We start from the raw sequence: 14,151 nt of genomic DNA, 5'->3' as shown, positions 1-14,151 counted from the left end.
TATAAAAATATCAAGTCATTTAATCTTTGGTTTCTTAATTAACGTAAATTTTTGCTATTCATCGTTTTTATTTAATTGCACTTGTTTTATTGTAGATATTTATATCAATATTAGTGTAATAGCAAATAAACAAGAGTTCGTTTCTTTGCATTTTTTTATGTTGCAAGTCCCTAAATCGACATAAAAATTGTTTAAAAATTTTATTTAACAATTTTACTTATGAATTCTAAAATATGGTTATCCTCGCCACATATGGGCGGTCACGAATTAGACTTTATTCATGATGCTTTTTCTACTAACTGGATTGCTCCTTTAGGACCTAATGTTACAGGTTTTGAAGAAGATTTGAAACTGTTTTTAAAAGAAAATAAACATATCGCGGCAGTAAGTTCAGGAACAGCAGCTTTACATTTAGCCTTAATTTTACTGGGGGTAGAGCAAGGAGATGAAATAATCTGTCAATCTAAGACTTTTTCGGCATCAGCAAACCCCATTGTTTATCAAGGTGCAACTCCTGTATTTGTAGATAGTGAAAGAGATACATGGAATATGTGCCCGATTGAATTAGAACACGCAATAAAAGACCGGATTTCAAAGGGTAAAAAACCTAAAGCGATTATTGCTGTTCATTTATATGGTATGCCTTATAAAAAGGATGAAATTAATGCTATCGCTTCACATTATAACATACCAATTGTTGAAGATAGCGCCGAGGCATTAGGGAGTCTTTACAAAGGACAAAAATGTGGGACTTTGGCAGACTACTCAATACTGTCCTTTAATGGTAATAAAATTATTACAACTTCGGGTGGAGGCGCATTAGTTTGCCCGACTGAAGAAGATAAAAGTAAATCCATTTTTTTAGCAACTCAAGCTAAAGATCAAGGTGTCGCTTATATACATTCTAAAATCGGATATAATTACAGAATGTCAAATATTGTAGCAGGTATTGGAAGAGGACAGATGATGGTTTTGGAAGACCATGTCAATAAAAGACGTGCCAATTATGACTATTATGTTTCTAAACTAAGTAAAATTAAAGGTATTTCTTTTTTAGATGAGCCAGAAGGGTTTTACTCCAATAGGTGGTTAACGTGTATCTTATTAGATAGTAATAAAGATCAAGAAGGTCTGAGATTATTTTTAGAAAAAGATAATATAGAAACTAGACCGTTATGGAAACCTATGCACCAACAACCTATTTTTAAAGATGCACCTAGTTATTTAAATGGTGTTTCTGATGATTTGTTTGAGAGAGGCTTATGTTTGCCTAGTGGTTCTAATTTAACTTTAGACGATTTAGATAGAATTGTTTCATTAATTTTAGAATATTTTGAATAAAATAAACAATTTCCTTTTAAAATTATCTAAAAGATATGCTTCTAAATGGTTGGTTTTAGCCTTTGACCTAGTTTTAGTTGCTATAACCTTCTTTTTGGCATATATAATTAGGTATAATTTTAATATCGATTTTAATATAGATACCTTTTTAAAACAAATCCCTTTTGTGCTAGTTACTGCTGCTATAAGTTTTATTGCAGTAAATACACATAAAGGTGTTGTGCGATTTACAGGAGTAAGGGATGTTATTAATATTATTGTCGGGATTAATTTATTGGCCACATTGCTAATAATTATAACATATTTAAGTCGGAAATATAATTATGATACTTTATTTGATATTCCTGGATCTATAATTTATATCCATTTATTACTGAATGTCTTTTTCTTGATTGGAGCTAAATTTTTCATTAGATCCATTTACCATAGCATCAAATCAGATGACCTATTTAAAGGTAATAAAGATCATGTGATATTAATTTATGGTGCTGGAACTTCAGGAATGGTTACTTATGATGCCATTACGAATGACTCTAATAGTACTATTGAAGTTTTTGGTTTTTTAGATGATAATATTAAAAAAATTGGAAAGAAAATAAATCTCCTTCAGGTTTATGATCCAAAAGTAATTACTACAGACTTTCTTGAGAAACATAATATCGATGAGATTATTATTTCAATTCAAGATATTAGTTCAGAGCGTTTATTAGAAATTACTAAAGACTTTCTATCCAAATCGATAAAAGTTAAAATCACTCCACCTGTTCAACAATGGATTGATGGAGACCTCCAAGTTAGTCAAATTAAAGACGTAAATATTGAAGATTTACTTGGACGTGAACCTATAAATATTGTGAACCCTTTACTTACAGGAGAATATAATGATAAAGTAATCTTAGTCTCTGGAGCAGCTGGTTCTATAGGAAGTGAAATAGCTAGAAAACTAACAAAATTTAGTTATAAGAAACTTATACTTATTGACGTTGCAGAGTCTCCGTTATATGAACTTCAACAAGAATTTATTCAAAAAAAAGTACCAGATTTTGAAGTCATTATTATAGACGTTAGGAATGAAGTAAGGATGAATCAGATTTTTACAAAGTTACAGCCACAAGTTATTTTCCATGCTGCAGCTTACAAGCATGTACCGCTTATGGAAAACAATCCGTATGAAGCTGTAAGTGTAAATATTAGTGGAACTATAAACATCTCTAATCTAGCTGTTAAATATGGTGTAGATAAATTTGTAATGATATCTACAGATAAAGCCGTTAATCCTACTAATGTTATGGGGGCTACTAAACGCATTGCAGAACTCTATATTAGTTGCCTTAATAATACTGGTAAAACTAAATTTATTATTACCCGATTTGGGAATGTATTAGGTTCCAACGGATCAGTTATACCATTATTTAAAAAACAAATTGAAAAAGGAGGACCTTTAACAGTTACCCATAAAGATATTACGCGATATTTTATGACTATTCCAGAAGCGTGTTCTTTAGTTTTAGAAGCTGCAGCTATGGGGAATGGAGGAGAAATATATGTTTTTGATATGGGACAATCAGTTAAAATATTTGATTTAGCAATTAACATGATAACCCTTTCTGGCTTAAAATACCCTAATGATATAGATATAAAAATTACGGGACTAAGACCTGGAGAGAAAATTTATGAAGAATTATTAGCCAACGGGGAAAATACTAAGCCTACATATCATGAAAAAATTATGATTGCTAAATCAAAACAAATTAATACTCAAATCATTTCTCAAAAAATTATTGAATTACATAAAAATAATCTTAATTGTCAAACCCTAGAAACCGTATCTAAAATAAAGGAAATAGTTCCTGAGTACATTTCAAATAATTCTAAATTTGAAGTTTTAGATAGTAAAACGAATTAATCAAAAAAAACCTATGAAAAAGCCTTTAAAAAACTACCTATTAAAGATCACATTAATTTTATCCGCTTTCATTTTTGTCTCATGTGGGGCCAAAAGAGAAAGTATAGTGTATTTTCAAGATGAGCAGTCTACAGCTATTAATAACAACCTTGAAGCTTTTGAAATAAAATTTAAACCAGATGATTTATTAACCATTGATGTGTCAGCACTTGATCCAGAAGCTGCTAAACCATTTAATTTACCTGCAGTTTCGTATAATGCTACTTCCATAATAAGTGCACAAGGAACTTTAAAGATGCAAACTTATCTTATTGATAAAAACGGAAATATTGAGTTTCCTGTTTTAGGAACTCTTAAATTAGGAGGATTATCTCGAAGTGAAGCTAATTACTTTCTAAAGGAAACTTTAAAGGAGTATTTGAAGGATCCAATTGTGAATATTAGATTAGCAAACTTTAATGTAACTATTTTAGGTGAAGTTAACCGTCCGGGGACATATAATGTGCAAGATGAAAAAGTATCACTTACAGAAGCTTTGGGTTTAGCAGGCGATTTAACAATCTATGGGAAAAGAGAAAATGTTTTTCTGATCAGAGAAATAGACGGTGAAAATAGATATTATAAATTCGATTTAACTTCTATAAATGTAATGAATTCACCTCATTTTTATTTAACACAAAATGATGTGATTTATGTTGAGCCTAACAAAGCGAAGATAAGGTCATCTAACTACAATCAGAATAATGTAGTTTTAATTTCTGCAATCGCTACATTAGCAACTATCACTGCTCTAATTATAAAATAATCAGCTATGAAAAATAATAAACTTGATAGTAAAGAAGAATTCATAAATAATTTTAATTTATATTTTTCTAAATGGAAATACTTTGTATTATCAATGCTCTTTTTTCTTTTATTAGCATTTTTATACTTGAGATACACTTCTAACATTTATAATAGCACAGCTATAATAAAAATTAAGGATGAGCAACAGAATAACCAACTTGCAGAAATATCTAGTATGCAAAATTTTGGGATGTTTTCTAATAATTTTAGTAATGTAGTTGATGAAGTGGCTATTTTAAAATCTAAAACTTTAATAGAACAAACAGTTAAGGATTTAAATTTGAATGTGAGTTTTTATATTCAAGGAAGAATTAAAGAAAAAGAAAGTTATCTAAATCCTCCTTTCAATTTTACTTTCTTAAAAAATGATTCTATAATTGATCAAATAGAATCAACATTTTATATTACAGTAATTTCGGACTCAAAATTCAAAATTTCTTTCAATAATACTAATGAAGAACAGAGTATATCTACCACTGAAAAAGTGTTTAATTTTGGAGATAAACTAGATAATACTCCTTTTGGAGAGTTGATAATTACACCTAATCTAGGTGCTTATGGGACCAAAATTGGCTCGATTGTTAAAGTGCAATTTCTTCCTGTAAATAAAGTAGTAGACTTGTTTCAGAAAGAATTAATAATTCAAAATACTGACGGGTCAAATATTATCAATCTATCTTTAAGTAATAAAATTAGTGCCAAATCAGAAAATTTTTTAAATGTATTAATTAAAAAGTATAATGAAGACGCTATAAAGGATAAAAATGAGGTTATTAAAATTTCTTCAGATTTTATTAATAATAGATTAGAAGTTGTCTCGGAAGAATTAGAAAAGGTTGATTTAACTGCTGAAAGTCTAAAGAAAGATAATAGACTATCAGATTTAACAACACAATCGAATATTTTTTTACAATCTGAAAAAGAAAATGAGAATCAATTAATTACTACTTCAAATCAAATTCAGTTGATTGATTATATGGAAGAACATATAAGTAGTAATAATTCAGATGGAGATTTATTACCTGCAAATGTGGGGATAAATGACCCGAACATTGCTTTGGTGACTAAAAGTCATAATGATTTAGTGTTGCAAAGAAATAGAATTTTGAAAAACTCTAGTAATAAGAACCCGACTGTAATAAATTTAAATAATCAAATAAAAGCTTTAAAAGATAATTTGCAACAAAGTTTATTAAATTTAAAATCTTCGACGAAAATAACTCTAAATTCTTTACAAAAAACAGATTCTAGAATAAATGCTCAGATTTATTCAGCCCCAACTAAAGAGAGGAAATTTAGGGATATTACTAGACAGCAGTCGATTAAGGAGTCATTATACCTTTATCTTTTAGAAAAAAGGGAAGAGTCAGCTATCACACTTGGTATGTCACCACCTAATGCAAAAATAATTGATGTAGCTCATAGTGAAGCTGAACCTATAAGTCCTAAAAAAGGGTTTGCTTATCTGGCTGCTTTGGTTCTTGGATTTGTATTTCCTTTCATGTTTTATTACATAAAAGATTTATTAGATAATAAGATTCATAATAAAAAAGATTTAACAAATTATTTGAGTATTCCATTCATTGGTGAGATACCTAAATCTAATATAAAAAATCTAAATGTTAAAAAGGTAGACTATTCTCCAAAGGCAGAAGCTTTTAGAATTTTAAGAACTAATATTGATTTTATGCTGCAGAATATTTCTCATAAATCCAAAATTATTTTCGTAACCTCTACAACTAGTAAAGAAGGTAAATCTCATACATCTGTAAACTTAACACTGTCTCTTTCTCACTCTCAAAAGAAAGTTTTATTTATTGAGACTGATATTAGAGTGCCCAAAGGTACAAGGTACTTAAATATTGAAAATCAAAAAGGATTAACAGATTATATTAGTAATGACAGCTTGGATGTTAAAGATGTTATTGTTAAAACAAAGGATAATCCATATTTAGATATAATACCTTCAGGTACTATACCTCCCAATCCAGCGGAATTATTAATGGATAAACGAGTTGAAGATCTTTTTAATACTGTTCAGAATGATTATGACTACATAATTGTAGATACTGCTGCAGTTGGTTTAGTTACTGATACACTGCTAATAAGTAAATACGCTGATTTATTTGTATATGTCGTCAAAGCTGATTATTTAGATAAGAGAAATCTACAAATTGCCCAAACGATGTTTGATGAGAAAAGATTGCCAAATATGACAATACTTTTAAATAATGTGGATCATAAAAGAAGTTATGGCTATGGCTATGGTTATGGTTACGGAAAAAATCCAAATAGCAGCATAAAATGGTGGCAGTTGAAGAAGGGATGAGTTGAGTTGATTGAGCATTAACTTATCACCATAATAAAAATATTTAGATTACTACATTTAAGATTAATTAAAACCATATTTTTAAGTTAAAGAAATATGTAGAAACGAATATTAAGTTATAATAGATGGGCAAGCCTATAGCTATTATAACTTAATATTCATGTTTGTTTTGGTTAGAATATTTTGTGATTAACCTTACCTCTTCTAAATGACGAGCCTCTTTGAATTCATAAACGAGTATGTAAAGTTTATAAATTTAAGGTTGAATAGTCAGGAAACGTTTGCTTAAAAAATTAAAGAGCCTATTGCTGTTATGTAAATATTGAATCACGCTTGGAGTATGGATTTTATAATTGATGTTTTTAGAAACAAGAGACGTTTTTTTGGCTTCAAAGTGAATGACTATTTGAATAGTGAAAGACTCTTTATAGTAATATATTACTCCTTAACTTAGTAGTCATAAAATCTAGATTCTTAAACATTTAATGAATAAATTAGGCGCTACAAATGAATAATGGACTAGAATTTAGGGTAAATATTACAGTTATTTGGAGTATAGTATGTGCACAATATGAATTTAAATGCATCAGCTAGGGAAATTCACTCAAAATACCTTTGTGGAGTGCTCTAAATGAAGATAGAAGAGGTGTTTTAAATAAATACACTTTTGAAAGCTTAAGTCAAGCCTGTGAGCAAAATAAATGTGGTGGGATGACTACAAGTTTTTATAATTCATGATTTTCTGGGTAATATACCTCCTTTGACATATGAAAAAATTAGTTCTATATGATAAATATTTTAGAATTAGAAAATGAAACAGCTCTAATTTATGGGAGGCTTTCAAGAAGAGTAAACAAGTATTTGGAATTTTATTTATATAAGCCTAGTTGATAATTGTAGAATGAATTTTACTATTGATATTTATGATTTAAAGCCGAGGTCAGTTAGAATTTAAATTTAGCTAATACAGGTTCGTGGTCAGACAATTTTATATCAAAGTTTGTATGACTCACAACTTCTATTCGCTTATCTAAAAAAATATAATCTAGTCTTAAGGGGTAACCTTTCAAATTATAAGAAGTACCTAAACCATGCCCTTTTTTTAAAAAAGAATCATTTAATTCCTTACCTAATATATGGTAAGGTAAGGTATTTTGAGGTGTATTTAAATCTCCACAAATTAGTATTTTATTCCGAGTGCTTTCTAAGTTATTTCTAACGATTTGTGCTTGCTTTATTTGTTGACTAAAAGTGTAGTTCATTTTTTTAAATACATTATCATATATACCTTTATTAATTTTGAACGAATTACTCCTTAGTTGATAAGATTGTAAATGAAGATTGTATAACCTAATGGTATCTTTATGTATTAATATATCAGCATAAATACCATTATTTCTAGTGTTAGGGAAATCTGTATAACCAGTGTTTAATATTGGAAACTTAGAGTGTATGGTTAATAATGTTTTTTCTTTATTTTTTCTATGCCCTGAAAACATGAAGTTGTAACCCTTCAATTTTCTAATTGAAATAGAATGAGATTCTTGTAATGCTAAAATATCTGGTTGTATTGAATCTATAAATTTTATGATTTTAGATGGAATGTCGTCATTTCTTTGTAGTGAGCGGTACCTGAAACTTGCTGCGTTATAAGAAAGGACACTTATACCTTTAGTGCCATCTGTTCCTTTTTCATTAGAAAAACTATAGAATGAATTGAAATTTATTAAATAAATTATTAATCCAATTATATAATAGTATTTTCTAATTAATAACCCATAAATACTTACGAAGATATTTAAAACAACTAGTATCGGTAAGATTATACTTAACACTAGAGAAACCCATCCCAGATTTAGAGATGTGCTTATCATTGCTAGAATAAAAAGAGTAATTACTGAAATTGAAACGACATGTGATAAATTTGATGTATTAGTAAATAATATATTTTTTAAATAACTAACCATAAATCTCATTTTTAATTAAGGAAGTTAGGTCGTTATTAATAATTTCAACATCAAATCTTTCTTCCGCATAAGTACGGCTGTTTACTCCCATTTCTTTGACTTTGTGTGGATTTATAATAAAAAATTCCATGGAATTAATCAATTCATCTAGATTATTTGGTTTTATTAAAACACCATTAAAGTCCTTTTTTATGGTTTCCTTACAACCAGGTGTGTTTGTTGTTATTATAGGTAATCCTACAGATAAGGCTTCAAGAATAGAGCGAGGTATACCTTCCCTATAGTATGTTGGTAATACAAATACATCTCTTTTGTAAAGATGATCAGGAACATTGTTTTGTTTTCCGTGATAAACGATTATCCCTTCCTTATTTAAAGTAAGTAAATTTTCTAATTTGATTGCAGAAGGTGATTGATCAGGTTCTCCTATAATATGGAATTCTGCATTAGGATATTTTTGTTTTAATACTTTAGCAGCTTCAATATATAATTCAATTCCTTTTTCTTTTATTAATCGAGCTACTAAAAGAAAACTTATTTTATCAGATAAATTATTATTAACTCTGTATTCATATCTATTTAAATTAACTCCAGAACCACTTACAAAATCTACCTTATTGTCTTTTGATAATATTTTTCTATCCAAAAATAATTGATAATCATCTTTGTTTTGAAATACAATCACCTTGTTCTTTCTTATAGAAATTTTATATAAAAACTCATTAAGCCTTTGTAATGTTCGAGCTTTAAAAGTTAAACCTGTAAAAGCAAATCCTAATCCAGTAATTAAAGATATTACAGGTATGTTACAAGAATTTGCAGCAATTGAACTATAAATAACAGGCTTAACTGTATAAGGAAATACTAAATCTATATTGTTATTTTTAATAATCGACTTTAATTCAGATATCGATTTTAAATCATTGAAAGGATTTAGTCCTGTACGTTGTAATTTGAACGCTATAGGAGTTGCTCCTAAAGTAATGAGTTTTTCTTTAATCTCTATGGGGTAATCTGGTGCTGCAGTATAAACTTCGAAATCATTCTTGACCAAATTTTCAATAAAATCACCTCTAAAATGAATTAGTGAACCTGAATGTGAAGCCACTATTAGAATTCTTTTTTTTTCCATTAAATATTTTAGTTGTTCAAATAGATATTATCTTTCTCTATGTTGAAATTATAGATTTAATTAATATTTAGGTATTTATTGTAAACACTCTCGATATAATATTTCATGCTTTTTGTACACCTCATTTATATCAAAAATTGATTTATTATCTTTATACAACACTTTTGCTTTTATTAAAGCTCCATCATAATCTTCCATTACTTGAATCATATGAAGGTGAAAACTATCTAATTCACTTACATAACTATTCTCATCATTAAAATATTCCGGTATACTACCAACGGGGGTTGTTATTATAGGTAATAACGTAGTAGATGCTTCAATTAGCGTTACAGGTAAACCTTCCCATAATGATGGCATAATAATGCAATGAGATGTTTCTAATAATTGTTTCACATTATTTTGAAACCCTAAAAGTTTAATATATTTATCATAATTTTTTAATGTAACTAACTCCTCTAGTTCACCTTTTAAATTTCCATCGCCCGCAACTTGAATTTCAAAATTTGACTTGCCTTCCTTTAATAACTTTGTTACTAAATCAACTAAAAAAAGAGGATTCTTTTGTTCTTGAATTCTACCAATGAACAGAAAAACAAATTTTTCATTTACATTATACGACCTTTGTTTCGATATTACAAATTTATTAAAATCTACACCATTGGCTATAACGGTAATGGGTTTTAAATACCATCTTTCACCATCTTTACTAAAATTAATATCAAATTTTCTAAGGTGTTTTGATATATATAGAAGATAACGTCTATATGGTAATCTAACTAAGGTATTATGTAGTGTAAAAACTATAGGTGTTTTTTTGTGAAATAGACTGTACAAAATCCCGAACATTAATCCATGAAACATATGGCAATGAAATACAACTTGGTCTAAAGGCTTAAGGATGTTGTTAATTTGATTTAAACTCGATTTTAGATTAGAAATAGAGTTTATGTTAAGAAAATGTGTTTCTATATCTGCTTTTTTGAATTTATGTTCAATTTGGTTAATACTAGACAAAGAAATGACAATATTTTTAATGCCATTTTTATTACCCTTTTCTGCTAATTCCAAAATAATGTGTTCTGCACCTCCACCTCCTAAACCAATATTAATATGTACTACTGTCATTTTTTTAATTTTAGCTAATTTGTTTCGCAGTTTTAGTGATTAGATCCTCATATTGCTTAATAATCTTACCTTCATTAAATTTTTTATACACTGATTCTCTTATTTCTTTTGGATTCCAAATCCGATTATCAGAAAGTTTTTGCAAAAATTCAATTTCATTTTCTACTAGAAATCCATTAACATTATTTTCAACAATTTCTCTAGTACCACCAGGGACATTAAAGGCTATAACAGGTGTGCCAACTACACAGCTTTCTAATAGAGCATTAGGAAACCCTTCCACAAAGGAGCCTTGTAAAAACATGTCATTTTTAGATAAATATGCATTTACTTCATTCGTAAAGGGTATATATTCTATATTGTCTAAAATAGACAATTCTTTAGCTTTTTCGAAAATAAGATTTTTGTATTCTCCTTCACCAATAATAGTATATTTAAAAGGGTAATTAAGTTGCGCTAATATTTCTAATAATCTTAAATGTCCTTTTACTTCAGATAATCTACCTACAGTTATAAATTTTTTCGTTTTAGTTGTTTTGCTTATTGTTTTTATAGGTGGTAAGTTTGAAATTGGATTATTAATAATACTTATTTTTTCCTTAGGCACTTGATAGTTAAGAATCATATCCTCTGCCATATCTTTAGATTGACAAAGAAGCACATCTAAATTTTTGAATTTATTAGAAACAAGATGAATTGGAGACCATCTCCTAGAATTTGCTTCTTTATTATTTTCACTTAATATAGTAGCTTCTCTTCCAATAAATTTTGTTTTTTTAAATAATGGAGAAATCATTGACATTGCTAAATTTGTATGCGAAATAGAGCTTATTACAACCTGTGGTTTCAATTTTCTAATATGTTGCATTATAGAAGGCAATGCGGTGAGAAGTCTCGTTTTATTTAAATAAATTACTTTTACACCACTAATGTCATATGCCGTATCGATAGAAGAGCCAGCAATTAATAGTGTTGTATTAAATTTCTCTTTATTAATATTTCTTGAAACAAATGACATAACTCTTTGAGCTCCTCCTGCAGAAAGAGAAGGTAATACAAAAAGTACATTTAATTTATGATTCATAACGCTAGGAATTGTATTATTCAAAAGTAGATTTCAGAGTGCTTTTAAATAGTAAAATTTAAATATGTATCTTTTTATTCGAATTATCAAAATTATTCTTTGAATTGTATATTTATAACTTTCAAGGGTTAACAAATTAAAATATTTAATCATTAGTATCACAACAAAATAATGTTTTTATTAATTATGTTTATAATGAACAGTACCCTCCGTTTTATTTATGTGTTTTGTAATAGAAATGTGCTGTTCTGAAAAAAACAATCATTTGTTAGCCTGGCCCCTTTGTAGTTAATTCTGACCATTGTTTGTCTGGTAATCTAAGAATTTAATTAAACTGAAGTTTGTCCTCAAAGTTAAAGTGTATTTTTAACTCCATATTAGAATATGCCTATCTTCGATTCGTTTTTCGCTGTGTAACTTATGATAGTAATTGTATTTAATACTCGTGCCAAATCGGTATTATGCTAATTTTTTTGATTGTCTCCTGCGATGTGTTTTAATGAAAGACTATGTCTAAACCTTTTAATAATGTTCTCTATTTGCCATCTATGTTTTTAAATATTTTTAGTTTACAAAAGCTTATAAGGAAGTTATTTGTTATACACTCAGAGACTTTAACTCTATAATACCCCTATATAGAACCTTTTAAATTTAACAACTTTTACTTTTTATCTTTGTGTTATTGATAGGGTTACGTCTAGCACTTTAAAATGTTGATATAGATGTTTATGGCATTTGAAACAAGAATTTTTGATACTACACGAACAAAGGTAAAGAATTGTAATACTACTAATTATAAAGTGAGGAATCTACTTTAATAACTGTTTGATAATAAACTGTCCTTCAAAGTAATTTTTTATATTCAAACATCTATTTTTGTGGTTGAAATTAAGACTTAAACTAGTTAGGGAATCTATTAAAGAAATCCCGCTTTATCAAATATTTAACGGACGCTAATAATTTAATCTATACAATGAACTTAACCAAATCTCGCGTTTCAAGTAAAATTGAAGCGCTTCACATTATTATTAGATTATTTCTATTTATAATGTTAAGCAACTCTGCTGTTTATGCTCAGCAATATCCTAAAGAAACTGTTATGAGTAAAGTAAATTACACTCCTCCTAAGTCCTTACCAACTTATTTAGAGCCATTTCAGGATGAAAATTTCAATAACACTATTACACGTATATCCGATTTATCACTATTTGGAGGAGATGTAATTGGTTTAGTTCATTCATATTCAAAAAGACAAGCCTGGAATTCTGATCAGTCTTTAATTTCATTGAGTTCATCAAATATTTTAGATGGTAAGACTTATAAATTGCTATCTAATAATAATATAGGTAATTTAGGGTGGAGTAATACCAATCCATTGATTAATTATGGTACTTCAGTACGAAGTAATTTTCTTAAAATTTATAAGTTAGATCCAATAAGTTTTAAGAATAATCTAATTTTTACAAAAACTTTTAGTAATTATAATGTTTTATCACATTGGACTTCGGAAACTAATTTATCAACGGATGATAGATATATCTCATTATATGGGACTAGGCAGAGCTCAGGTACAGATTGTTGGGTTGTTATATACGATATAAAAAATGATTTAATTGTTACTGAAACAAATATAGGCACTCCATTATCAAATATTAATTGGATATCTATGTCTCAGAGTGGTGATTATGTTTTAATTCAATATAATACACGTGGTGGAGGTAAATTTGAAGGGACAAAATCCTACGATAAAAAATTAAATTTACTTCGACATCTTACAGATATCAATCCTCATGGAGATATTGGTTTCGATCAAAATGGGAAAGAAGTTTGGGTATCAAATGATGATAATTATATTAGAAGTATTACTTTAGAAGGGAATGATAAAGAAATTCAATATAGTTATGTGTCAGGTGGACATGTAAGTTGTCGAAATATAAATCGTCCAGGTTGGGCATATATAAATGATCATGGAGATATTTCTCAACCTCAAGACTATGCGGCGTTTAGGGAGATTTTTGCAGTGAAATTAGATGAAAAAGTAACAGGGGAAGTTGTTGTTAATAGATTTACTAAAACATATGCAAGAACAAATAAAAAATATAAGCACGAACCTCATGCTTCAGTAAGTCCAGATGGCACAAAATTAATTTTCAAGTCTAATATGGAAATTGATACTGTTAAAAAACAAAATTATCCATTCTCTTGGATTGTTGAATACAAACAATAATAGAACCTAACACCTCTGGTAAATGTAAATACTGGAGAAAATTAAACGATATATAAGGTGCATGAAGTGACATTAAAAGCATCTGGGGGTTCAACCTACGAATGGAGCAATGGAGAAAAAACAGAAAGTATTACGGGATTTTCTAATAGTACTACTATATATACAGCCATAGGGAAAAGATGGTTGTAGAA

The 14,151-nt window shown here is 28.4% G+C and carries 9 protein-coding genes; 5 read left to right on the top strand and 4 right to left on the bottom strand.

From position 1 onward, the window contains the following. Window positions 1–219 precede the first annotated feature (219 nt). Genes BN863_RS11410 through BN863_RS11395 form a run of 4 tightly spaced genes read left to right on the top strand, consistent with a single transcriptional unit; the run spans window position 220 to window position 6,422 of the window. On the top strand, window positions 220–1,341 hold the full coding sequence (locus tag BN863_RS11410; RefSeq protein WP_038530677.1) for a DegT/DnrJ/EryC1/StrS family aminotransferase: 1,122 nt from the start codon (window positions 220–222) through the stop codon (window positions 1,339–1,341). Next, window positions 1,334–3,247, top strand: coding sequence for a polysaccharide biosynthesis protein (locus tag BN863_RS11405; protein WP_084817529.1), 1,914 nt, complete (start codon window positions 1,334–1,336; stop codon window positions 3,245–3,247). Before BN863_RS11410 ends, BN863_RS11405 begins: the two co-directional genes overlap by 8 nt. Before the next feature lie 13 nt (window positions 3,248–3,260). Then, window positions 3,261–4,052, top strand: coding sequence for a polysaccharide biosynthesis/export family protein (locus BN863_RS11400; RefSeq protein ID WP_038530675.1), 792 nt, complete (start codon window positions 3,261–3,263; stop codon window positions 4,050–4,052). Between the two features lie 6 nt (window positions 4,053–4,058). Continuing rightward, a complete protein-coding gene (locus tag BN863_RS11395) occupies window positions 4,059–6,422 on the top strand; it encodes a GumC family protein (RefSeq protein WP_084817528.1) in 2,364 nt (787 codons plus the stop codon). Window positions 6,423–7,366: 944 nt separating this feature from the next. Here the strand turns inward: BN863_RS11395 and BN863_RS11390 are convergent. The 4 genes from BN863_RS11390 to BN863_RS11375 form a co-directional block, all read right to left on the bottom strand. Next, window positions 7,367–8,389 (bottom strand): endonuclease/exonuclease/phosphatase family protein, encoded by a 1,023-nt coding sequence (locus BN863_RS11390; RefSeq protein ID WP_158409005.1) that lies wholly within the window; start codon window positions 8,387–8,389, stop codon window positions 7,367–7,369. After that, window positions 8,382–9,521 (bottom strand): glycosyltransferase family 4 protein, encoded by a 1,140-nt coding sequence (locus BN863_RS11385; RefSeq protein WP_038530671.1) that lies wholly within the window; start codon window positions 9,519–9,521, stop codon window positions 8,382–8,384. The genes BN863_RS11390 and BN863_RS11385 overlap by 8 nt, the downstream gene beginning before the upstream one ends. A 75-nt stretch (window positions 9,522–9,596) precedes the next feature. After that, complete coding sequence (locus tag BN863_RS11380) at window positions 9,597–10,649, bottom strand: glycosyltransferase (protein WP_038530668.1); 1,053 nt, start codon at window positions 10,647–10,649, stop codon at window positions 9,597–9,599. A 10-nt stretch (window positions 10,650–10,659) separates the two neighbouring features. Further along, a complete protein-coding gene (locus tag BN863_RS11375; protein ID WP_038530666.1) occupies window positions 10,660–11,733 on the bottom strand; it encodes a glycosyltransferase in 1,074 nt (357 codons plus the stop codon). Between the two features lie 973 nt (window positions 11,734–12,706). On the opposite strand from BN863_RS11375, the gene BN863_RS11370 reads away from it, so the two are divergent. Beyond that, window positions 12,707–13,960 carry a hypothetical protein gene (locus BN863_RS11370; RefSeq protein WP_038530664.1) on the top strand — a complete coding sequence of 418 codons (1,254 nt, stop codon included), beginning with the start codon at window positions 12,707–12,709 and terminating at the stop codon, window positions 13,958–13,960. The last annotated feature ends 191 nt before the right edge of the window (window positions 13,961–14,151 follow it).

This window comes from Formosa agariphila KMM 3901, assembly GCF_000723205.1.
GTDB lineage: Bacteria > Bacteroidota > Bacteroidia > Flavobacteriales > Flavobacteriaceae > Formosa > Formosa agariphila.
Note: the sequence above shows the minus strand (reverse complement) of the source record. Positions and strands in the feature narration are given on the sequence as shown.